Raw genomic sequence first — 22,152 nt, 5'->3', positions numbered from 1 at the left:
GGTTATTGAACTGGGCAATGACTTACCGCACTTCGGCGGGCATATTCCAAGGAAGAAGCGCGGCGTAGTCGTCGACGGTCTGCGCGAGCGGCAGGCCTCGGAGTAGCCACGTGAGGTATCGATACGGATCGATACCGTTGGCTCTTGCCGATTGGACCAGTGAGTAAAGATTCGCGCTCGCATGCGCGCCGGATACCGTATCGGCAAACAGGAAGCCCTTGCGTGCAACGACGAACGGCCTAATCTCGTTTTCACACGCGTTGTTCGAGATTGGATAGTCGCCGTTCTGAATGTAGCGGCTCAGCTTGTGCCACTGCCGATTCAGATATTGCAGCGCCTTGCCCAGCATGCTACCCGGCACGACGGCAGGCAGATGCTCAATCAACAATTGCTCGATGACGGCGAGCACGCGGGCGCTATAGCGGCGGCGTAATCGCAGCCGGCGAACGGCGCTCCACTTCGCACTTCGCGCCTCAGCCGCGAACAGCTTGCCGATGAGGTTGATGAAGCGCGTTGACAGAAGGTCCGGAGTGCGAGCGGATTTGGGCACTGTATCTTCCGCCTTGACGAACGCGCGCCTTAAATGAGCCCAACAACCAAGATGGACGAGCTGATGGTCGTGCGCGATGCCGCTATAAAGCTCATATACATCAGTCATCAACGCAGCCCCCGATCTGACGCCCGCATATAGTTGCGCGGCGTGTTTTGCACCGCGACCGGGCGTGTAAGTGAACAGTCGGATGGGCGGTCCCGAACCGTTTATTTGCGCCCAGACGTAGCTCTTTGTTTGCGGTCGGCGCCCGGGCTCCTTGAGCACCTGGAAGGTCGTCTCGTCGCCATAGATCAGATCTGCTTCGAGCAACGTGTCGCGCATCAGGTTGATCACCGGCTGGGTGGCAAGCCCAACCCGCACAACGCTGACGGCAACCGTGTTCGACGAGATGTCGCCGCCGAAGCGTCGCAAGAGCCCGGCCTGACGATAGATTGGCATGCCAAACTGATATTTGCCGGTGATGATCCACGCCAGTGCCGATTCGGTAAGCAGGCCGCGCGGAATGATCCGCGGTGGTGGCGGCGTTACCTTGATACCGAGATCGCAACAGGGGCAAGCGTACTTGACGCGTTGATGCTGGATGACGCGGATATGCTCTGGGATCACGTCGAGTTGCTCGCTGATCTCAACGCCGATTTCCACGAGCGCGTGGCCATCGTGGCCACAGAAGCGCTCGGACTCGGGCAGCTCGTGCCGGACGACCTCGCGCGGCAGGCTCGGATCGAGCGGCTTGCGGCCGCGCTTCTTGCGTGTGTGGGCAGACACCGCTGTATTTGCCGTATCATCCTGCGCGGGCTGTCCGCCGGAGACCGTGAGCGCTTCGGCTTCATTGAACAGACCAAGCTGGTCCGATTCGCGCGATTCGCTGGACGCGCCAAACAGTTCGCGCTTGTACGCTCGCAGCCGCTCTTCCGCGAGATCCCGCTCCGCTGTCACCAGCCGTAGTGTGCCGCGCAGTTCGTCACGCTCCTGCTGAACGGCACCAAGTGCGTCGCGTGCGGCGAGCAACTCCTTCAGTTCCTCGGCAGTGATCGTGACATTGATCGGCATGCCCGGTTAGACAGGCATGCTGCGTCGATGTTCAGCTCACACGAGCATAATATCGCTTTGGGTGTTTCTTGATGGCGGCGAGGTCCACGCCCTGTAGAAGCCAGCGTAATTGCTCTGTGCTTAGCATCACGACGGCCGCATCGTTGGGCCAGGCGAAGCGATCATGACCTTCGAGCCGCTTCATGAGAAGCCAGAACCCATTGCCATCCCAGGCAATGATCTTGATACGATCGTGACGTCGGTTGCCGAACACATACAAGGCCTCGTCCAGCGGATTTAGCGACATCGCCTGCTCGACGAGGATCGACAAACCATTGATGCCCATCCGGAAGTCAACGGGATCGCGGTGAACGTAGACCTTTAGCCCATCGTCGAACCGGAACACGGTAGGCTCCCGAGCATCTGGACGATCGTCGCCAGCTCTTCGAGACTCGCGTTGCCCAGCTCGAACTCGACGCCATTCGGCAGCCGCACATGAAGTGCGACGACCATCGACGGCAGGGGCGGCGACCGCTCTTGAGTCACATCGGGCGGTGCCAATGGCGCGGTGACAACTGGAATGAATGCCGGCGCCACGCTCGAGCGCGCCGATGTCGGAGTATCGATCAGCGTGCCCTCTGCGACCCCTGACGCCAAGTTCTGCTGAGCCTGCGCCATTCGCTGCTGACGGTAACGAGTGATCCACTTGCGAAGCTGATTGGGATTTACGTCATGTTCCATGGCCGTGCGCGCGATAGACACGCCGGGCTTCAGGCACATCCTGACAAGTTCGTCGCGTGCCGCTTCGTCATACTCGCGACGGCCATCGCGTTTCGCGCCAATCACCAGGCGGCTCTTGAGGTCTTTGTTCTCTGTCATCAGTGTCAGTGTGCAGGTGTCCACGTGGACACCTAGCTTCTGACCTTCTGCCCCTAGACGGAAGGGCGTCTTTTATTGACCGCTTACAGAGATCCAGCGTCGCCGGCTTACGCCACAGAGGCCGGCCAGACGCATCAGGCGGGCAACGCGTTTGCGTCCAACATGCACACCTTGCTCGGCAAGTTCGAAATGAATGCGAGGCATGCCGTAGACGCCGCGCGAGCCTGCGTGGATCGCCCGGATGCGCGCGAGCAGATCGGCGTCGCTGCACGCTCGCTTCGATGGCACGCGCTCAAGTCACGCGCAAAAGCCGCTGGCGGAGACCCCGAGCAGCCGTGCCATCGTGGCAATGGGCCATGCGGCCCGATTCGCTTTCATGAACTCGAACCCTTCCGGGCACCGTTCCGGTCTCCCGTGCGAACCAGGCCGCGGCTTTTGAGAGGATCTCTCGCTCAAGGCTCAAGCCGGCGCACCTTGCGGCGCAGGCGCGTAATTTCTTCGCGCTCGGCAGTGGTGAGCCCATCAAGTCGTGTACCGGCGTCCCGGGGTATGGGTCGAACCGGGGCCGTTGAGAACTCTTTGGACAAGCGTCGGAGAATGCGGCAGGCTAAGCCTGCCGCAGGCAGAAGGGATCAACCCGATGAAGGTGCAGATGGGAGCAGGTGCTTCGCGACGTTCCAGGGCAACAGTTCGTAGATGCGGTTGGCCTGACCTTTGGACAAAGGCACCGCTGGTCGAAGCGATCAACTACTCTCTGAACCGCTGGGACGGGCTCACATTGCTCTGTGATGACGGCCGCGTCGAAATCAGCAACGTACAACAGCGCAAAGCATTTTCGGCGAGTTCCCTCATCGACGTCTCGAGGGCCGCGAGCAATGGGGCGCTTTCTTCTTGCCTGACGCGTCGCCGCTCATCCGGCGGTTTGCCGCGGATATCAGCCTCGATTCCGTAAAACTCGCCAACCATGTGGAGCCATTGCTTCGTGGTGTCCGACGGGGCTGTCTCATGCACGTTGAATACGTATCCGCGCGCATGATCCCAGCAAAATGCCAGACGAACTCGGCCGTCTTCGTGCAACTCGTTGAAGCCGGCATAGCCGTCCGCCTGAAGGATGCCTTCGAATCCGGCAAGATGGGTCTGGGGGTGAATGCCTTTGCGGTCCGGCGAGTACGCGAACCAGACAGCAGCGGGCCGCACAAACCTGAGCGGCGATCATCGCGCACGTAGACCCACAACCGACCGGTCTTGGTCTTTTTTTTCCCAGGCGCGAGCACCGGTATCGGCGTATCGTCCGCGTGGAGCTTCGCAGTCGCCATTGTGTAGCGACGCAGGGCTTCAGTCAGCAGCCGACAGAGTTCTTCGCATTGCCCCGACCCAGCGGGCCATGGTGGCGCGATCGAGACGAACGCCGTCGCGCGCTCCGATCTCGGATTGCCGATACAGCGGCGTGTGATTTGCATACTTCGCAACGATGATCTCGGCCAGCAAGCTGGGATGCGCGATGCTGCGCTCGATCGGCAGCCCGGGCATGGGAGGTTGCGCGATATGGCCGCAACCGGTGCAGATCCGCTTGCGACGGATAGTGCGGATGACCTTGAACATCGCCGTGACGCGCGCGAGCTGCTCAGACACATCCTCGCCGAGCAACTCCATGGCGTTGTTGCACTTCGGGCAGTTGGAATCGGGCTCGAGCTCGTGCTCTTCGCGTGGCAGATGGGGCGCCAAGGCTTCCTTCGGGGATGCCGCAGACACGCCCGAACTCGATGCACGAGCGCGTGCACGGCGAACATCGGCAACGCCGCTGCCCGCTGCCAGATCCTCAAGTTGGGTTTCGAGCCGATCGATCTGTCGGTCTACCTGCTCGGATTTACGACCGAAGTGCATGCGCCTGAGCTTGTCGACCTGCGCCTTCAGGCGCTCAAGTTCCTGGTCCCGCTCAACAATCTCCCGGTCGCGTTCGGCGATCTCCTGGCGCATCTTTGCCATCGATGCCTGCTGCTCGAGCACCAGGGCGTGGAGCTCGGCAACGGTTTGCGGAAGCGGCGCATGGTCAGGCATGCGCTGCAGTTTACGAGCCTTCGATGCGGTTTACAACATCGACAATGCGGCCGTACGACGGGGTTGTCGCCAATCGATGCCTTCCAGCAGCATCGACAGCTGCGCAGACGTCAAATAGATCTTGCCCCCATCGGCCTGGGGCCAGACAAAACGTCCGCGCGAAAGCCGCTTCGCAAGAAGCCATAGGCCGTCATCGGTTGCCCAGAGAATTTTTACGAGATCGCCGTGACGTCCCCGAAAAATGAACACGTCTCCGCCGAGCGGATTCTCTTCGAGTGCCGCTTGCACCTTCGCGGCAAGAGCCGGGAAACCACTGCGCATGTCGGTGACGCCTGCGGCGATCCAGATGCGAGTGCCTGCCGGCAAGCCGATCATCGGGATAGCTCCCGGATCAGCAGCCGCAGCATATCCGGCGACACGTTGCCGCAAACCCTCAAGCGTGCACGGTCGAACTCGATCTCGCAAAGATTCTCTGGCGACCGTGTTGCATCAACTTCCATCGGTGGCGTATGTTCTGCCGCCTCAGCGACGACATTCACAGGCAACAGCGACGGCACCTCCTGTGCCCGCTTTGGCGTCGCGCGCTCAGGCAGCGTCGGCAAACCGTACTCTCCTGCCAGATAAAGCCGTCGCCATTTGAACAACAGGTTTGCATTGATATCGTTGCTGCGCGCGATCAATGCCACCGACGCGCCCGGCTCGAGAGATTGTTCAACCAGTTGCCGTTTGAACTCGGTCGGAAAGTTCGGCCGCTTATATGCGCCGTCTGCGGCGCCATCGCCCCATGTCTTGTCCACTTTAGTACCCACCATAATTTGGTGGATACCAAACTACCCAAAACCTCAATCAGCACGCCAGAACGGCCGCGGCGAGACGCTTACCCTGCAACGCACTCTTGATGAACCAACGGAAACGCGTGTTAATTGCTCGACAATATCCTCGCCGCTCTCTCAGGTTCTGGGTCTGTTCTATCAATGGCCCAGAGGCCTTTTTCGCCGACTGTGAACAGTCGGCGTTTTTTTACCCTTCGTCACAATTCCGTGTCTTTGGAGAACATAGCGAAAGTTGTCGCGTTGTGGCTGCCGAAAGATCATGCGCCCGGGTACGAAAATCGGGCGGCAGCGTGGCGTCGGCGTGATCACATCGCGCGCCGGGTTCATGCGAGATACTGCCGACCAGGAGCGGATGGGTCGCAACGGATCGCAGCAGGCTGACCACAGACCGATCCATGTGACAGACCCCGACGGTTCATGCGTACTTGGTCGCCCCGGAAGAGGACGTTACTGCTCCAAAGCCTAGAGGCAGAGACAGTTTTGCTTGCGCCCGCCGGATCGACGGCAGCGATGCCTAATCACCTTTGCAGATCCAGTTGCTCGGCCTGTGCCCGCATGACAGCAATATCTCGTTTTGGAGGTGCCCCAAATGACCGACTGTACTCGCGACTGAATTGAGATGGACTTTCGTATCCCACCCTAAAAGCTGCGCTCGCCGCATCAAGGTGCTCATTCAGCATCAACCGCTTAGCTTCGTTCAGTCGAAGCCACTTCTGATATTGCAAGGGGCTCATTGCAGTCAGTTGGCGGAAGTGCTGATGAAATGTTGGGGTGCTCATCTGCACACGCGCCGCCAATTCTTCCACACGAAGCCGCACCGCGAAATTTGCCTTCAGCCAGTCGACAGCTTTGGAAATTCGGTAGCCCTGTCCATCTACAGACGCGATGCGCTGTAACCGCGCTGCCTGATCGCTACGAAGTAGACGGTAATGAATCTCACGCGCAATTAAAGGAGCCAAAACCGGAATGGCTTCCGGGTCATCCAGCAAGTCCAACAACCGCACGAAAGGATACAAAAGATCCATGGTGGACGTTCCGACTCCAACCCCCCTTCCGCGTGAGCGATCGCATGGCGCGTTTCCTTGACCTCGCGCCATCAAGTCTGCCAACACGTGCATATCAAGTTTCAGAGTTAGGCCTAGGCAAGGACGCTCCTTGCTTGCAGCAACAACTTCTGAGTTTGCCGGTACATCCAACGAAGTGATGAGGAAGCGTTTCGCGTCATACGCGAAGGATTCGCCCCCCACCCAAACTTGCTTCAAGCCTTGCACCACAAGGACGATGCTCGGCTCAACCATACATTCCGTCGGGGGGCTCGTCGAGTCTCGACGAAACAAACTCAAAGTTGGTACAGCCGTGTCAAAGTCGCCTGGACGCGTGGCTCTTGCGGCGATTGCTCCGGCGAGCGCCGCCTGAGGCGTCCCGCGCTGCAGAGTAGATTCGTGTTTAAGAGCCATTGCAAACGCATCCTTCCCGAATGACCTTGTCCTCCCGACACCATTTGCTCCGCTATTTGAGTTATGGTGAGGACCTTTTATCAAGCTTTCGGCACGGGCAGCACCGACACGAACTACCACGGCTGGCTTGTCGGCCCTACGGTGAACTCATTGATTACAGTATCCTCCGGTTGGTCGATTGCGAACGCGATCACGTTTGCAACGCGATCGGGCGAAATACCATATTTCTCGTACACCCCTCGCATCGCCTCTGACGTTTGATCATGGCGAATTGCCTGCAATAATTCCGTGTTGATTGCGGCAGGATAAACGGTTGTGGCGCGAATATTGGTGCCCTCCATAGCGGACTCCATGCGCAGTACCTCCATAAAATCGCGGACGAACCACTTGGTTCCCCCGTAAACCGCTCCGCCTGGATAAGCCTTAAGCCCGGCCACTGACGATGTGGCGATAACTTGGCCTGATTTTTGTCCAATAAACGTCGGCAACACGGCACCGACGCCATTGAGTACGCCCTTAATATTCACATCCACCATGTCATGCCAATCGTCCGTTTTCATCGCAGACAGTGGTGAGTTAGGCATAATCCCAGCGTTCAAGAAGATAACGTCTAGTTTGCCGAATGCCTCTTTCGCGAGAGCCACGATGCTCTCGTTGTCCGCCTGTTGCGTGACGTCGACTACTTGATAGACTGCCTGCCCACCGACATCAGAAATTTCTCTGGCAAGTTGCTTGAGTTGACTCTCTCTCCTCGCACCAAGCACTACTTTGGCACCCTTTGAGGCAAGCAGCTTGGCCGTTGCTTCTCCAATCCCGGATGAAGCACCGGTAATGATAACAACCTTATTCTCGATCATATTTATACTCCTCTCCGGTACGAAACTTACCAGGTGCGAAACAGCGCCGCGGATCCCGTGGCACCACTAAAGCGGCGACGCGATGCGGAATTCTGAGTGACGCCGATTCTCGGGCTCTTGTACGCCGACTGTTCTCGACATTGTGAGCCTGGACGCCTTTTGCCCTCACCATTGGCCTCGCCCAGCATTCCGAGCCACGGCGGCTCATCGACAAATCCGCCAACAATACCGACTGCTGCCATTCTCGCTCTAGACAGGCCAGTGCGGATAGCTCATTTCACTGCATTATTTGCCCAATCCGATGACAGGCATGCCGGTTTCAAACGCGCCGTCCCGTGGCAGCGGCGCCATCCAACCTATAGCGACGCCGCACGGCCAACACTAGCCGCTCTTCCGGCTTCGCAGCTCAGTTGCCCACCGCGAGTCGAAAACCACCTAGAGCCTTCGAGAGGAGCAAAGATCCCGCCGTTACGAGGGGACTGGACCTGGGCGGTCACGGCGATCCGCCGTCTTGCGCCGCAGGGCCCGTGACGCTCGATGCCAACGCGGGCCGATCCCCGAAAGAAGCTTGTCACCGCGCGCAAAGGAGCTTCGCAAGCCGTTCCATATACCGCCCGATGGGCGGAGGGCAGAATGCACGCACCGGCTTGCACTATCGTGCGGTTCAAAATAACGGCGGGGTCCTTAGAAGTCTCGCCGACCGATGAATAAAGGAGGAGACATGAGGGCTAACGTTAATATGCTCGCGGCGAGCACGCTGGGCAGTGAAGGTTCCGGTCCGAAACGCGCGTCCCGTAGTTGCTGGCGCCGAGCAGCGGCTTGGGCGACCGCCGCGCTGGTGATGTGTGCTCCCGCCGTATCCGCTCAGGCTGGCGGCGTCCGGATAGGAGTGGTGTTCCCATCACAAAATCAGGCTCGGTGGGCGTGGGAACAAAAGGTCCTCGCTGAGCAAGCCAAGGCTAACGGGGACGAAACGATCTTTCAGTACTCGAACGAGAACGCGGCGACGCAAAAAAACCAAGTCGAAAGCATGATCCAACGGCAGGTGAACGTGCTCGTCCTCACCGCCATCGACGCACGAGCCGCGAGCAGCCTGGTCAAAGAGGCGCAAAGCCATGGAATCAAGGTAATTACCTATGACAGAGGAGTTAGCGACGCCACGGCTGATTACCATATCTCGCGCAATAACTACGACATGGGAGCTATGCAAGCTCAGTCTGCGCTCACGGCGGTTCCTTGCGGAAAGTACGCGCTTATCCGGGGGGACCAGTCAACGATTGCCCAGGTTGACATGTCAAAAGCGTACGACTCACTCATCAAAAACAAGTCCTGCATCAACGTGGTCTACGACAGTCTAACGCCGGGTTGGGATACGGCGATCGCTCAGAGAGAAGCTGAGTCCGCGCTGCAAAAGGATCCGAACATCAAAGCGTTTGTAGTGATGTGGGACAACGCTGCTCAGGCTGTCGTTCAGGCTCTGAAGTCGGCAGGTAAGAAGCCGGGAGAGGTTTGGGTGACAGGGGCGGACGCTCTGGTACCGAGTCTCGCGTATATTGCGCAGGGATGGCAATCCCAAACGACCTGGACGCCCTTCGACACAATGGCAAAAGACGCTGCGAACCTTGCGCATGCGCTTGGGACGGGAAAGGACATCCCCGCTCCGAGCGCGACAGTCAACGGCACGCGAACGGACTACGTTAAGATCGTGAGCGTGACGAAGGCGAACCTGTGCGAATTTGTGACTAAGATCGCTCCGAACGGGTGGGTATCAAAGGCTCAGGTGTTTGGCAGCAGCGCGAATAGCTGTCAGTAAGATGCGCTAGGGTAAGGTAAGAGCATTTAAACCGGCCAAACGGTCGAGGCTGCACATCGCTGCGAAAATCGACCCGACCGAACAGGCCCATCAAACAGCGGAGAAGACGTGGAAACGAAGCACACCGGTATCGTCCACCCTGACCAGGCCCGGGTTATCGTTACGAGGATAGAGCAAGACGGTAAATCGGACTATCAAGAGGCACTTATCGACGCGGACGTTGGAGAAGACAGCTTCGGGGTTCCGGTATTCAAGGTGAGCCAGCTTTGGGGAACAGCTGACGATGTGGCGCTTGTTGGGACGAACGTAAACCCTGCACAAGTCGTTGATCCTTGGTTTCCCGGGCCCGGCGGAGTTCGCTTCCGCTTCTTTACCTTCATGCCCACAACTGAAAGTGTGTCGAGTCCGGAAGACAAGTCGCCACTACTCGAGACCGTACAAGGAGAGGGGCTGTCAAACTTTGTCGAGGCTTTCGATCCCGACCGCCCCGGAATGCATATCTCTGACAGCGTGGATTTCGTTCTCGTTTTGACAGGCGAGATAGTCCTCGAACTGGAGAACCGTGAGGTGGTCGCTAAGCAAGGTGATGCGATCGTAATGCGAGGAGGCTGGCACAACTGGCGCAATGAAACTAAGAGTCCTTGCACGGTCGTTTCCGTAATGGTCGGCGCCAGGAGGAAGGGTACGTGACCAAACGAGAGCGATCCAGCCGAGGGCGGCCGTACTTCACATGTACTTGCGACAGAACGTCATGCGCTCCCCTCGAATGTGAATCGAAGTTACGTCCCGGCCATTATTTGTCCGCTTCTACATCAAAGGGGCGAGACCATTGGAGCAGCAATTGACCGGTCGCCGCCGGAGTGCTGCCAAAGCGGTCGCTTCGAGGTTTGGTGCTCCGACGCACAAGTTCGTCTTCGCCAGCCGGGGAGCAAGCTTCAAAGAACTCGGATTGGCTAAGGGGCAATCAATCAGATTGATTGTCGTTGGCGGTTCAGTCTGCGGACAGGCACTCGATTGCGCCGCGGCCTCGGCCGCGCCCGAGCTACCCACCAGAATAATCGATTCGCCCGACGCGGGCGAAACCGTCGAGTTGATTCACGCTCGTCTTGCAGGGGCGGGGCCGTCGGCAAGGTTGGAATCACGTGATGTCGTTAACTCACGTTAACTCCGGGGGACTATCTGCGCAGCGATTTCTTCCAGAACTGCGCGAAAAAATCGCAAAGACGCTTCAAGTCGGTAAGCGCGAAGATCTCGCAGTGGGCAACATCGCGGTTGGCCCGACTTGCCTAACCAGCTTTAGTAGCGGTAAGCTAGCACGCTCTACAAGAGTTCGAGTGTGCGGCGTCGATCGTGCCCCATCCTGAACCGCGCATAGATGTAGCGAATCTCAATCCGACTTCGGCGTGACAACTTTGGCTTTCCGCCCGCGTGCGGTCGGCTTCACCGGCAGGCTTCGTCCGTACTCATTCCACCAGCCTGTCAGCGCCTCGATCGTCGGCCCCAAGCCGCGCGCCTTCGCAGTGATCGCATATTCGACGCGAGGCGGCACTTCTGCGAACACTGTGCGCGACACCAAACCGTCAGCCTCCAGCTCGCGTAGTTGAGCCGTCAGCATGTGCTGGGTAATGCCTGGGATCGCCTTTCGCAGCTCTCCAAAGCGGTAGATCCGCTGGTTGAGCAACCACATAATCTCTAGCTTCCACTTGCCAGACAGCAACGCAAAGGCACGGCGCATTTCGTCGTGCATGTTGATCCCGTCGGCTTCATTAGTCTGGTTTTCCATCTAGGCGCCATTTATCATCCTACTTGATGGCTTTCATATTAGACGACATCCTTTAGAAAAGTCGATATGAACCAACTCTAGGAGTCCTGCTCGTGGTTACGATTTACGCTTACTGGATCAGCACTGCTTTGCTGGCACTGCTATATCTCGTGTCCGCGACGCTGTACGGGTCAAGAAGGATTGGGTCCGGCAGACTCTTACCGAGCCTTTGCCTCGACTGCTTAGTACGTTGCGCTCAGCAGCGGAGCGGAGTGCAGTTCCTGCGGCAGCCAAGAAGCAACGCAAATTCCATAGATGGATATCGCATTCTACGGTGAGGGAATACCGTCACTGAAGACGGCCAAACCGATAAACCCATTCGGCCCCCTTATCGGTCCCATAGGCGAGTACCGTGGCAAGCATCGCGAATGGCTCGATGTAGCGCGCGAGCCTGAGCGGCCCTGCGTCGATAGGATCGAAACCGAACTGTTCAAGCAGCGCGTGCACTCGGTTCTTGCTCTCATCGTGGTCGCCGCAGAAAAGCATGCTCGGCCGAGGTGAGTTGCCGCGCGCCTCAAAAACGCTCTGGAGCACTTCGCTTGGAGTCGCCTGGAATGCGGCCACGACATGAGCACCTGGGTTCCTACGAGCTATAGTCTCCGCCCCAGAGTCGGTATGTGCCACTACGAGTTCGCTATTGCTCGCGTCTAGCGGGTTGGTACAGCTCAAAACAATCTTCCCGGTCAGATCGCCGGCTTGCGCCAGAACGTCATCGAGTCGCCGCCAATGGACCGCCAGGACAATTAGGTCGCACTGTTCGACGGCTTCGCGCGGCGCTCCCGAGCGAGCCGTGGAGCCTGCCGCGGCGGCAAGTAGTTGCAGCTTCTTCTCACTTCGAGCGTAGCTGAAAATAACATCGTGCCCGAGTCTGGCGAGAATCGTCCCGATTGATCCTCCCATCAGGCCAGAGCCTAGAATTCCAATTTTCATTAGTAGACCAATTGTTATTCAAGCTTCGACGTTGGAACGGCCAGTGAACGATCCAGCACCGGCTATCGGGCAAAGACGGCAACCAACTCCGCAGCCGCCATGTTCACGCCGCGTCAACGTGCGGCTGGGTCAGCGATGCCATGTCGATCACGAACCGGTAACGCACGTCCGACCGTAGCAGTCGCTCGTAAGCCTCGTTAATCTGGTCGATACCGATCATCTCTACTTCTGGCAGCACGTTCTTCCTCGCGCAGAAATCGAGCATCTCCTGCGTTTGTGCGATACCGGCGATAGCCGAGCCGGCAACGCGGCGGCGGCCGAGCAGCAGTGGCAGGCTATTCAACTCGTCCAAAGGACCGACCTGCCCGACCACGCATAGGGTCCCGTCCACGTCGAGCAGCGGAAGGTAGGGTGTAAGATCGTGCTTGGTTGGCACCGTGTCGATGATGAGATCGAACGCAGAGCCTGCTTGGACCATCGCCTTTTCGTCGCTGGACAGGAGGAAGGCGTCCGCACCGAGTTCCTTGGCATCCGCCTCCTTGCTAGGTGAACGACTCAAAACCGTGACACTTGCGCCCAGCGCGGCAGCTAGCTTGATCGCCATATGGCCCAGGCCGCCCATGCCGATGACGCCTACCCGGCTGCCGGGTCCGACGTTCCAGTTGCGCAGGGGCGAGTACGTCGTCGCACCCGCGCAAAGCAGCGGGCCGGCTTTCGCGAGAGCTAAACCCTTCGGCACCCGTAGCACGAATTCTTCGCGCACCACGATGTGCTTGGCATAGCCTCCCATCGTCGGCTCGCCCGTAATTCGATCCACTCCACAGAAGGTCTGCGTGTTGCCCTCGCGACAAAGTTGTTCTTCGCCCTTATGGCACTGGTCGCAGTTTTGGCAACTATCGACCATAGTTCCCACAGCAACATGGTCGCCGACTTTGTGCCGCGTCACGTCCGGGCCAACCTCGATCACTCGTCCGACGATCTCATGTCCGACCACGATCGGATAGTTCGTCCAAGACCAGTCGTTTCGGGCGGTATGCAGGTCGGAATGGCAGACTCCGCAGTAGAGAATTTCAATTGCAACATCATTGGCGCGCAACGCGCGTCGGTCGAAGGAAAACGGCGCAAGGGGTTTGTCGGCTGCAAGCGCGGCGTATCCATAAGTTTTCATCAAAAGCTCCCGAAAATGGCCCTCGCCTATTGGAGCCGTGGGCCGACATGCAATTACTTCAAATTGATCTTGAGGAACTCAGTCAACTTCGCGAGCGGAATCAAATTGACGCGATCATACAGGTCGCCGTGGCCTGCGCCGGGTACGATGACCAATTCCTTGGGTTGACCGGCGCGCTTGTAGGCGTCTTCGCTGAATTTTAATGCGGTAATGGTTCTGGAACGTCACCTTTTCCGTGGTTACCTTGTCGCTCTTGTAAAAGTCGTCCGCCCCACTTGACATATCGGCTCCTAATGCAGTGAAAAAAGACGAACAGTCCGAAGACTAGAAAGAGTTTTTTCATGAAATCGTCCTTCCGATAGGAGGTGCGGCAGCGAACCATACGGGTCGTGCTGCGGCGACGGGGCTGGCGCTGCAGCTTTGCACACGCACGATCCATTCGTGTCATTTCAGGGAAGCATTGTGCCGACGAGCCCCACGTTCGAATAGCTGCGTTTCGCTGGATTTCTTGCCTGATCCTATGGACCTTCACGCTGCGTGCCTCGGTTTATCCAAGCCTCCGAATAAACTTTCGTGGACCGGCCTCAACTTCGCGGTCGGCCCGCAGCATTGCTCGATAATTCTCGAGCATGCAAATCGGTCGTCTGGCCGTCGATGGACGTTCGGAGGTCCACATCCTTTGTCTCCGGCACGAATTGAACAAGGATAAGTGTGGTCGCCGCGACGATCGTCACATACCAACCCGGCGCGAGCGGCGAATGCAAGAACTTAATCAAAACAGCACTTACCAAGGGGGTTGTTCCGCCCATTACCGCAACTGTCACCTGATACGCAATCGCGTGCCCCGTTGCGCGGAATGACGTCGGAAACAGCTCCGCAGCGGCCACCGAACACGCTGCTCCATACAGACCTATACCTATTCCAAGCAACACTTGTCCAGTGACCGCTCCAACCAGCGATCCATTCGCAGCTAACCGGACCGAAAAGTACGCGACCACGACGAGCCAGGACGCTCCCGCCATAAGCACGGGCTTGCGGCCAAACCGATCGCTGAGCGTCCCCCCGATCAGATAGAAAAAGGCGTACGCGGCGATACCGACCGAGTTTGATAGTAATGCGGTCGTCGAATCCATTCCTACTTGCTTAACGAGAAAGGTGTACATGAAACCGAGCAGAAGATAAGCGGCGACAGACTGGATCGGCATTATCATTGCTACGTACATCATCGATCTAAGGCCAGAACGGGTAAGGATCCCTAACGGACTCTTGGTGCGGTTTCTCCGCGACGCCTCTTTGTACTCGTCGGGATCCTCAAGATTTCGACGAAGCCAGTAGCCAACGACGCCAATGAGCCCACCAATCAGGAACGGCACTCGCCATGCCCAGTCCAGATACGTTTCCTTCCCTATTACCAATTGAAATCCCAATAGCATCAAAGCGACTAGAGCGTTCGGAATGTTGGCAAGACAATAAGAAAATCCGACCCAACGCCCTCGTCGTGCCGATGGTGCCGATTCAAGGATGAAACTAGTGCTGCCCGTGAGTTCCCCTCCCATCGCGAGCCCTTGCGCGAATCTACATATGACGAGGAGAAGAGGAGCACCAAGGCCGATATTCGCGTATGTAGGCAGAAGACCTATGATTGCTGTGCCTGCCGCCATCAACCAAATGGTAATCGAAAGCACCTTGACCCGGCCTATTCGATCTAACAAGTAGCCAAACAGCAGGCCGCCAACAGGTCGAGCAACAAACGCGACCGCGTACACCGCAAAAGTATTGAGAAGTGCGGCAGCTGTGTCGCCTGTCGGGAAAAAATGCGCTGCAATGAACGGTACTGAAAAGCCAAACACAGCGAAATCGTAAATTTCGCCAAAATTTCCGATTGAGGCAGCGCTCAGCGCGCGCTTGGAACCACTGCTTTGCATAGAGACTCCTGAACTCACTCATCAACTGGCGCTTTGTTTCGAAGCAGCGTCTTCTTCCTTCGTCCGGGGCGTGTCAGCAGCCTTTGACAAGCAACGAAACGTCAACCTCTCGAAACTTCATTTCTGCCTGTCTAGTAATCAAATGTAGATACGACGGAGGTGATGAACCACCGACCATCCACCCGCTCGGTCACAATTCCCAGCGTCTCATACGGTGCATCTAGTAGCTTCAAAATGGCGATGGCCCTGGGCCGATTTTTAGCCGAACGAGGCAGATCTAGCACGATGAAAGGGAGTACTGGAGACGGAGCATCGCTCTCATACAACACGGGCAAAACCGCGTCGGTAGGAACAGCGTACCGCTCGAAAGCCGCAGGCTTCGCCATAAGAGCTCTTGCGCCACGAATCACCTTTGGCCCACCACTTCTGTCGAAGAGGAAGGGAATCGCGGCACCGTGGTCGCGGAGCCGCCATAGCCAAAGACGAAGCTCCAGCGGCACATGCTGGGCGTTCTTGGAAGTTGCATCTGCTATAAATGGTGCTAGCCTTCCGAACTTCATTGACCCGGTTAGCCATTGCTCAAAGAAACCGCGATAGAATCCAAGGATTTGTGGGTCAACATTGTGCTGCATTGAACCGTCGTTTAATTCAGGCAACTTTCTCCCACGCCATCTAATCGACCTCCATCCATCTCCGTCAGGCAAGCTGATCCCATCTAAGAACGAGACGTCAGCAAATCCGCGCTCTCGAAACCAGTCCGCCTTGTTCGCTTTGGTCCTAGCAACTGCAAAGCTATTTAATTGAGACGAAATGTTCTCCCACTTTTCCGGAATACGTACTCGTCCATCGATCGTTGGATATCGAAGAAGTGCATCGAACGTGGCGCGGGCCATAGGTGGGATCTCACTCGGCCAACTTGCCGTGACTTCTGCATCGTGAACGCTGATACTTTGCCTGTCCCTAGGCGCGCTCATCGAGAGTTGATCATCGCACTTTATGCCTGCCTCTTCGAGAGAGACCGCGACTGGCACGCCTTGGTGCGAGTACGCGTCCTGTAGTGGATGCAGCGATTTCCCGAAAAGCTGAAGCATAAACCCGGCTTTCCCTCGTGCTGTTTCGATCAACTTCTCAGTCTGCGCTGAGCTTTCACGCGAGCCGGCTGTGACTGTTCGTCCCTCGGGCGAGACGGGCACCTTCCGAGCACTCGGAAAGTGAAGCGTTTGTACTGCCAGGGAGTCCTCTTCGTATGGCAACAGGCACGCATACTGCAGCTGGGATTTCATGTTCTCGATCAGCCCGCCATCAACGCGCTGGTTTCCGAGTGAAATCGCTTCCGCCTCCTCGGGCAAAAATCCAGCTTTCTGGGCCAGCCAGTACGTTAACCCATAGTGAACGTCAGACTCGAAGCAAGGCGCAACCCGGGGGAATAGCACGATCGAAACAGTCAGAAGCATTTGTATGCCTCTGAAGAACGTTTTGTTTCGCGCAACACGCCACTGCCCTCGGTGGTGAATGTGCAGACAAGACACCAATCGACCTCCCACTTTCCGTTTATTGCTACAGGGGAAGCGCATAGAGCTTCCCCTTGACGAGCACTTCAGTTGCTCGCGTCTGCCGCGGGTGTGCTTTCAGGCATCGGCCAAACGCCGTTCTTGAACGCCATTACAAGTTGCCCGTTGTCCTGACACGCGGTAACAAGACGGTGGTTCTCGAAGTCGAAATCCAGTCTAGCATTGCACCAGTCAGGATTTCCGGCGTGCCATCCCCGATACGTATGCTGCGAACCGGGGACACTGACGGTTGTACCAGGAGGGTTGAGATACGCAATTTCCTTTGGCGCAGCTGGATCACGAATGTCGAACACGCGTACACCTGAATCTTGAAAGCCACAGGCCATTGCGGTGGCGTTTTCACGATTGTCGACGGTACAGTAGTGACTGCCGTATCCAAAGATGTTCACGCCGACCATGTCCGGCAAGACTCTTGAGCAATTCGCTGTAACATGTGTTTCTAGGCGCGTTTCTGAAATTTGCACGGGGCTTGCTTCATTCGACATATCGTAGATATGTGCCATCGGGAAGGGAGAAAGGCCCGCGGAACAGGCGGCTGCCGCATTCTTAGTTGCAGGATCAAGTAGCCCCCCAGCCCCCCCCTCATCGACGTGCACGAGATAGGGCTTCCCCTTCACACGGATGGGAATCGTGTGCTGCGACGTGGATCCATCTCGCACAGGGACCGAAGCGATCAGCGTCATTTTTGCATTGGGAGCGCGTGCTTGTACCTGTGAGGTGTCCATCACGTAAAAACCATTCTGCACCTTCGCGTTAGGATCATTCAACGGGGGGGGCAGGCTTGCAAGACCGATGGCGTCCGCTCCGATCGAGGCAAAGTAAGCACGTTTTCCGTCATCGCTCACTGAGAGCCCGTGAGCGAGTCCCCCCAGCGGCAATGTAGCGAGGTCAACTGAAGCGACATTCTTTGGGTGCTGTGGGACCGAGATATCGATTGCGTAGTATGCGTTTGACGCGAGAGAACCAACATAGTACGTTAGTCCGTCAGGTGACAATCCACCTTCATGACCTGAAGGCGCTTTCGGGGCCACAACTCCCCCGTCACTGCCGGTACCGACGTCAATACTCGCCAGCAACTGTGGGTGTCTACAATCCGAAGCGATGTCGTACACATCGACTTGCGCTCCTCCCCCGCCATTGCTACCGTTGTCTGCTACGAGAAGTCCTCGTTTCATGCTTACCCGTAGGGACTCCCAAGGGTCTAGCATCGCGGGCGAGGTCAGCGACGTGATGTAGACAGGCTTTGCAGGATCGGTTATGTCGATCACCGGAACGCCAGGTTTCTTTATCCCACGGCTCTTGCCGTCCGAGTCCGTCGGAGCAGCCATCGCGTGATACGCGCAAATATGTCCGCTCGCATCCTTGAACATCGCTGCGGACCAGTCCGCCCCTTCTCCTTGATATTGCCCGACGATCTCGAGGTTGCAGTTGAAGCCACCGAAACCGTTGCGCATTGAGGCCGGCACTTGACCTTGAAGTGCGGTTTCTGGATGGTCGCCCGATCCGCAGGTCGCTTTCGGAACGACATAAGCGGCGACCGCTGCAGGCGGACTACCCGCTGGACTAACGTCATTGCCGCCTCCTCCGCAGCCTGCCACCGCCAACGCGGCTGCACTGACGAAAAGCCATAGTAATCTGTTTGACTGATACATGACGTCTCCTCCAAAAGAATGCCCTTCACGGGCTATACAACCTTGACACTAGTTTTGAGGCAAAACCGCGATGGTCGCTATTTCTATTTGTGTTCCGTCCGCGGCATGCAGGTGCAGCGAGAATCGACCGCTCTTTTCGCCGGTCATATGGAATTGAGCTGGACGCCCTGGCTCCACCTCTGGCATTTCGTCTACCCCGTGGACCATGACCATCCCGGGCTCGTTAGATGAAATGTTGACGATCACCGAGTCACCTTGCGCCACCGACAATACTGGTATTTGCATGCCTGGTCTCGTTCGGACGGCAGTAACATTGAACTCACGAGTTCCATGCCCGTGAACGGTTCGAACCGGCTTTGCATACTCATATCCTAAAAGTAAGATCACGATCAGGCCACAGACAAGGGTTAGCTTGAGCAGTGGCATCCTACGTTTTACCGCGACTAAAGCGTTCATTAAGTTCTCCAACAGGGCCTTGACGCTCAGCCCGAATTCATCGGCAAGGAGAGGATCCATAGCCCGCTTGCTGTGAGCCCCATCATCAGCGTCATCATCGGAATCTGACTGATGAGCGCCTTAGAGCGGCTTCGAAAGCTGTGGAAGGATTGCCCATGAGCGATATAAACTGCCAAGACGTGCCCGACCAGCACCATCACAACCTGAAGATGCCAGACGACGCTAGCATCAATCATGAATGGTCGAAGCGCGCCCTGCGCGGTACCGAATAAGTTCCATCCCCACCCGAAAGGATCGGAAATCAACCTATAGATCTGGGGAGCTTGGCTAAGCGCGACAGAAAAGTAATGCGTGACGTGGTAGAAGAAGGCAATCGGCACTAATGAAAGTGCGAAATCCGACAGTAGTTGTCCAGCGGATCTAGGGCTACCGACAATAAACTTTCCAATGCCAAGCACAAAGGCATAAGCCACCAAATACACAAACGGAGACAACAACAGACAAAGCCACTGCCAGCCGTAGTAAATATCAGCTGCGACAGCGTCGATGTCTGACGAACCCGACCCAACGGCCGACATAAGAACCGGCGACACGCTTCTCCAATATCCCGAATTCCACAAGAGCGTGTCGTGAATTCCGTCAAAAGCGGTGGAGGAAATCATGAACAATATGAAAAACGTGAGGCTAAAAGGCATTAGCGTCCGTTTCATCAAGCCTGCCAGCGGCCACCTCAATCGAATTTGCCACCGGCTGGCCTCGTGAATCCATTCGACAGGTGCAAGCATGCCAATCAATTTAAACATAAGCCTAAAAGTGTCGGCATACTCTAACCATATCGCGGGGCCAAAAAGCAATGATCCGAAAAGCATCCAGGCGAGGTACGCTGCGAGGAAAAAGCTCAAGGTCGCCGGACTTCCATTTCCAAATAGCTCAAGAGCAACGAGTACAAAGTACATTCCTACGGACGGGAAGTACCCCAGTTTCTTTGGGTAGTTCAGATACTCGGTTCTTCTTCCTTTCGAAATCTTCTGTATGAAGCTCAAAGGCAAAGACCATGGAGAAACTACTGGATAGAAATCGCCGATCACAGACGCGAGATAGACCAGGACCAAAAGAAACAATATCCAGAACCAAGTCATATTGAAATTAAGCATCGGGTTGGGCGACCCGATAAGACCGCTAACGATGCAAATCGTTATAGAGGCAAAGCTCAGGCATCTGAGCGTTGCCTCTACTTTCGAATGCAGCGTGAGCCCTTTCTTATGCGTTACGACTAGCGCTACCGCAACGCTTTCACCCTGTTGCGGAATACGGGGCGACGAGAAAAAAGCGAGGATAAGAAACGACAATAAGAGCGCTGCAATTGATCCGTATGCATATAGCCAGAACGGTACCGGGAGGGTGTAAGGCGCAGCAAACGCGTGCGCCTTTGCTTCACTGGCACCGATCGAGCAGCAGGCTGTAAAAAGTATCAATCCACGCGATACAGATGAAACCTGCAACATCTCGCCTCCTATCCGATTCTCTGTAGCATCGGGCAAGGGTATCAACTACCACTTCCCTTACACCTACTCCGACACTTGTCGCAATTTGATCTGGTTCATCGTTGACGGTGGCGCCCGAAAACTTAGCACAATGAGGACCGCTATTACATCCATGACGGCCATCGCGAGCAGAGCACTTGAGAAATTGCCAGTGATGTCTTTTGCGAGGCCCATTATCCAAGGACCGGCAAACCCCCCGAGATTGCCGATAGAGTTAATTAGCGCGATACCTCCCGCCGCGGCAGCTCCCGACAGAAGTGTCGTCGGCAATGCCCAAAACGGAGGAATCGAGCAGTAGGCGCCGAAGGCCACAACGCTGAAAGCGACCATCTTGACATACGGATTTTGAACGGAAGCAGCAACGACCATTGCAAGGGCCATTGCAATGATGGGCACTGCGGTGTGGAAGCGGCGTTCTCCTTGTATGTCGGACCGGCGTCCCGCCCAAAGGATTCCGAACGTAGCCGCAATGAATGGAATCGCGGTGATCCACCCGGCTCGTAGGTCGCTCACCCCAAATCCTTTAGCAATCTGAGGCAAGAAGAACACGACGCCGTACACGTTCAGCACGACACTGAAATTTGCGGCTGCGAGCATCAGTACTTTGGGCGAGGTGAGCGCTCGAATGACAGAATGGCTCCGAGCTCCATCGGCGAGTCGACGCTCCTCGTTGAGCTGCTTTGTCAACCAGTCTCTTTCTTCTTGCGCAAGCCATCTCGCTTCGCTCGGGCGATCGGTCAACATCGTCAAAATAATGACCGACATGATGATCGCCGGTGCAGCTTCAACAATGAACAGCCACTGCCAGCCGCGCAGATTCAGCAGACCGTTAAGATTCAGCAATGAGCCAGAGAGTGGGCCACCAACCAGAAATGAGACAGGAGCGGCGACGACCAGATAGCTCATCGCCCGTCCGCGATACGCCTCTGGAAACCACATCGTGAGGTAGAAGATCATCCCTGGGAAAAATCCGGCCTCGGCGACGCCGAGCAAAGCGCGCAGAATGTAAAAACTGGTCGATCCCTGCACAAAAGCCATTCCGCCGGCGATCACTCCCCAAGTTAGCATGATTCGAGCAATCCAACGGCGTGCACCGAACTTCTCCAGCAGCAAGTTAGATGGCACCTCGAAGATGCAGTAGGTAACAAAAAAAAGCCCCGCTCCAAACCCAAACATCGATGCTGTGAGACCCAAGTCCCTATTCATCTGCAGGGCAGCGATCCCAATGTTCGTCCTGTCCAGAAAGTTTATGAAAAAAGAGATCGTAATCAGCGGGATAAGACGCTTCGAAATGCGTCTGATCGCACGTTGTTCTACCGTGTCCATGTCGTCTCCGATGTGTTTTCGCCCGCGGTTTCCGTCCGCAAGTCTTCTGCTGCAAGATGCGATTCAATCTCTGGACTTCGCGTCGAATCGGGAAGGCTAGAATTAGTCTAAGAGCCCGGAACTGTGCGTGCCAGCTATCGGAACGGCAAGGAGCGTTGCTCTGGGAGCAAAGCGTGGAATGTGCTTACTGACGAGTAGTACCTACTCGATCTTTGGCGTGAATCGGAGCTTTTTACTTATGATTTGCGGCTTGTTGGCGAGCGCTCCTCAAAGAATGAG

The 22,152-nt window shown here is 56.6% G+C and carries 20 protein-coding genes and 1 pseudogene; 3 read left to right on the top strand and 18 right to left on the bottom strand.

Features of this window, described 5'->3' with window-relative positions:
- Positions 1–22 precede the first annotated feature (22 nt).
- The 9 genes and pseudogenes from AB6804_RS16770 to AB6804_RS16730 all read right to left on the bottom strand — a co-directional run bounded on the left by AB6804_RS16770 (position 23) and on the right by AB6804_RS16730 (position 7,672).
- A complete protein-coding gene (locus AB6804_RS16770; protein WP_370887379.1) occupies positions 23–1,603 on the bottom strand; it encodes an IS66 family transposase in 1,581 nt (526 codons plus the stop codon).
- 31 nt (positions 1,604–1,634) lie between these two features.
- On the bottom strand, positions 1,635–1,988 hold the full coding sequence (gene tnpB, locus AB6804_RS16765; protein WP_077162218.1) for an IS66 family insertion sequence element accessory protein TnpB: 354 nt from the start codon (positions 1,986–1,988) through the stop codon (positions 1,635–1,637).
- Positions 1,964–2,485: a transposase gene (locus AB6804_RS16760; protein WP_370887378.1), complete on the bottom strand. Its 522-nt coding sequence runs from the start codon at positions 2,483–2,485 to the stop codon at positions 1,964–1,966. Before AB6804_RS16760 ends, tnpB (AB6804_RS16765) begins: the two co-directional genes overlap by 25 nt.
- A 48-nt stretch (positions 2,486–2,533) precedes the next feature.
- Positions 2,534–2,749 carry an IS3 family transposase gene (locus AB6804_RS16755; protein WP_370887377.1) on the bottom strand — a complete coding sequence of 72 codons (216 nt, stop codon included), beginning with the start codon at positions 2,747–2,749 and terminating at the stop codon, positions 2,534–2,536.
- A gap of 555 nt (positions 2,750–3,304) precedes the next feature.
- Positions 3,305–4,519, bottom strand: a pseudogene (locus AB6804_RS16750) (IS66 family transposase); the annotation flags it as partial.
- Between the two features lie 30 nt (positions 4,520–4,549).
- Positions 4,550–4,894, bottom strand: a complete 345-nt coding sequence (tnpB, locus tag AB6804_RS16745; RefSeq protein WP_370887376.1) for an IS66 family insertion sequence element accessory protein TnpB — start codon at positions 4,892–4,894, stop codon at positions 4,550–4,552.
- Positions 4,891–5,316, bottom strand: coding sequence for a transposase (locus tag AB6804_RS16740; protein ID WP_232478093.1), 426 nt, complete (start codon positions 5,314–5,316; stop codon positions 4,891–4,893). The genes tnpB (AB6804_RS16745) and AB6804_RS16740 overlap by 4 nt, the downstream gene beginning before the upstream one ends.
- Positions 5,317–5,870: 554 nt before the next feature.
- Complete coding sequence (locus tag AB6804_RS16735) at positions 5,871–6,809, bottom strand: AraC family transcriptional regulator N-terminal domain-containing protein (protein WP_370887375.1); 939 nt, start codon at positions 6,807–6,809, stop codon at positions 5,871–5,873.
- A 113-nt stretch (positions 6,810–6,922) separates the two neighbouring features.
- On the bottom strand, positions 6,923–7,672 hold the full coding sequence (locus AB6804_RS16730; protein WP_370887431.1) for an SDR family oxidoreductase: 750 nt from the start codon (positions 7,670–7,672) through the stop codon (positions 6,923–6,925).
- A gap of 715 nt (positions 7,673–8,387) precedes the next feature.
- Here AB6804_RS16730 and AB6804_RS16725 point away from each other — a divergent pair.
- Both AB6804_RS16725 and AB6804_RS16720 read left to right on the top strand, forming a co-directional pair.
- The gene (locus AB6804_RS16725) at positions 8,388–9,479 is read left to right on the top strand and encodes a substrate-binding domain-containing protein (RefSeq protein WP_370887374.1); all 1,092 of its coding nucleotides are present in this window, start codon (positions 8,388–8,390) and stop codon (positions 9,477–9,479) included.
- Between the two features lie 108 nt (positions 9,480–9,587).
- On the top strand, positions 9,588–10,169 hold the full coding sequence (locus tag AB6804_RS16720; RefSeq protein ID WP_370887373.1) for a cupin domain-containing protein: 582 nt from the start codon (positions 9,588–9,590) through the stop codon (positions 10,167–10,169).
- A 697-nt stretch (positions 10,170–10,866) separates the two neighbouring features.
- Here AB6804_RS16720 and AB6804_RS16715 read toward each other — a convergent pair.
- The 3 genes from AB6804_RS16715 to AB6804_RS16705 form a co-directional block, all read right to left on the bottom strand.
- Positions 10,867–11,262 (bottom strand): winged helix-turn-helix transcriptional regulator, encoded by a 396-nt coding sequence (locus AB6804_RS16715; protein WP_370887372.1) that lies wholly within the window; start codon positions 11,260–11,262, stop codon positions 10,867–10,869.
- Positions 11,263–11,589: 327 nt separating this feature from the next.
- Positions 11,590–12,231 carry an NADPH-dependent F420 reductase gene (locus AB6804_RS16710; protein WP_370887371.1) on the bottom strand — a complete coding sequence of 214 codons (642 nt, stop codon included), beginning with the start codon at positions 12,229–12,231 and terminating at the stop codon, positions 11,590–11,592.
- Positions 12,232–12,334: 103 nt separating this feature from the next.
- A complete protein-coding gene (locus AB6804_RS16705; RefSeq protein WP_370887370.1) occupies positions 12,335–13,399 on the bottom strand; it encodes an NAD(P)-dependent alcohol dehydrogenase in 1,065 nt (354 codons plus the stop codon).
- A gap of 47 nt (positions 13,400–13,446) precedes the next feature.
- Between AB6804_RS16705 and AB6804_RS16700 the strand changes: the two genes are divergently transcribed.
- Entirely contained in the window at positions 13,447–13,602 is a 156-nt protein-coding gene (locus AB6804_RS16700; RefSeq protein WP_370887369.1) for a hypothetical protein, read from the top strand.
- A gap of 381 nt (positions 13,603–13,983) precedes the next feature.
- Here AB6804_RS16700 and AB6804_RS16695 read toward each other — a convergent pair whose 3' ends face one another.
- The 6 genes from AB6804_RS16695 to AB6804_RS16670 form a co-directional block, all read right to left on the bottom strand.
- On the bottom strand, positions 13,984–15,324 hold the full coding sequence (locus AB6804_RS16695) for an MFS transporter (protein WP_370887368.1): 1,341 nt from the start codon (positions 15,322–15,324) through the stop codon (positions 13,984–13,986).
- A 131-nt stretch (positions 15,325–15,455) separates the two neighbouring features.
- The gene (locus tag AB6804_RS16690; RefSeq protein ID WP_370887367.1) at positions 15,456–16,778 is read right to left on the bottom strand and encodes a DUF6765 family protein; all 1,323 of its coding nucleotides are present in this window, start codon (positions 16,776–16,778) and stop codon (positions 15,456–15,458) included.
- 143 nt (positions 16,779–16,921) lie between these two features.
- Entirely contained in the window at positions 16,922–18,547 is a 1,626-nt protein-coding gene (locus tag AB6804_RS16685) for an LVIVD repeat-containing protein (protein WP_370887366.1), read from the bottom strand.
- Between the two features lie 48 nt (positions 18,548–18,595).
- Complete coding sequence (locus tag AB6804_RS16680; protein WP_370887365.1) at positions 18,596–19,063, bottom strand: hypothetical protein; 468 nt, start codon at positions 19,061–19,063, stop codon at positions 18,596–18,598.
- Positions 19,030–20,508 (bottom strand): hypothetical protein, encoded by a 1,479-nt coding sequence (locus AB6804_RS16675; RefSeq protein ID WP_370887364.1) that lies wholly within the window; start codon positions 20,506–20,508, stop codon positions 19,030–19,032. The genes AB6804_RS16680 and AB6804_RS16675 overlap by 34 nt, the downstream gene beginning before the upstream one ends.
- A gap of 63 nt (positions 20,509–20,571) precedes the next feature.
- Complete coding sequence (locus AB6804_RS16670; protein ID WP_370887363.1) at positions 20,572–21,873, bottom strand: MFS transporter; 1,302 nt, start codon at positions 21,871–21,873, stop codon at positions 20,572–20,574.
- Positions 21,874–22,152 lie beyond the last annotated feature (279 nt).

The organism is Caballeronia sp. RCC_10 (genome assembly GCF_041360715.1).
In the GTDB taxonomy this organism is placed as follows: domain Bacteria; phylum Pseudomonadota; class Gammaproteobacteria; order Burkholderiales; family Burkholderiaceae; genus Caballeronia; species Caballeronia grimmiae.
The sequence above is the reverse complement of the archived record's forward strand: the minus strand, read 5'-3'. Positions and strand labels throughout refer to the sequence as shown.

Coding starts and splice junctions, on each gene's coding strand:
- AB6804_RS16675 (WP_370887364.1), bottom strand. CDS start 20,508: ATGTTGCAGGTTTCATCTGTATCGCGTGGATTGATACTTTTTACAGCC.
- AB6804_RS16670 (WP_370887363.1), bottom strand. CDS start 21,873: ATGGACACGGTAGAACAACGTGCGATCAGACGCATTTCGAAGCGTCTT.
- AB6804_RS16705 (WP_370887370.1), bottom strand. CDS start 13,399: ATGAAAACTTATGGATACGCCGCGCTTGCAGCCGACAAACCCCTTGCG.
- AB6804_RS16770 (WP_370887379.1), bottom strand. CDS start 1,603: ATGCCGATCAATGTCACGATCACTGCCGAGGAACTGAAGGAGTTGCTC.
- AB6804_RS16700 (WP_370887369.1), top strand. CDS start 13,447: ATGCAATTACTTCAAATTGATCTTGAGGAACTCAGTCAACTTCGCGAG.
- AB6804_RS16695 (WP_370887368.1), bottom strand. CDS start 15,324: ATGCAAAGCAGTGGTTCCAAGCGCGCGCTGAGCGCTGCCTCAATCGGA.
- tnpB (WP_370887376.1), bottom strand. CDS start 4,894: ATGATCGGCTTGCCGGCAGGCACTCGCATCTGGATCGCCGCAGGCGTC.
- AB6804_RS16715 (WP_370887372.1), bottom strand. CDS start 11,262: ATGGAAAACCAGACTAATGAAGCCGACGGGATCAACATGCACGACGAA.
- AB6804_RS16710 (WP_370887371.1), bottom strand. CDS start 12,231: ATGAAAATTGGAATTCTAGGCTCTGGCCTGATGGGAGGATCAATCGGG.
- AB6804_RS16690 (WP_370887367.1), bottom strand. CDS start 16,778: ATGCTTCTGACTGTTTCGATCGTGCTATTCCCCCGGGTTGCGCCTTGC.
- AB6804_RS16735 (WP_370887375.1), bottom strand. CDS start 6,809: ATGGCTCTTAAACACGAATCTACTCTGCAGCGCGGGACGCCTCAGGCG.
- AB6804_RS16725 (WP_370887374.1), top strand. CDS start 8,388: ATGAGGGCTAACGTTAATATGCTCGCGGCGAGCACGCTGGGCAGTGAA.
- AB6804_RS16680 (WP_370887365.1), bottom strand. CDS start 19,063: ATGGATCCTCTCCTTGCCGATGAATTCGGGCTGAGCGTCAAGGCCCTG.
- AB6804_RS16685 (WP_370887366.1), bottom strand. CDS start 18,547: ATGTATCAGTCAAACAGATTACTATGGCTTTTCGTCAGTGCAGCCGCG.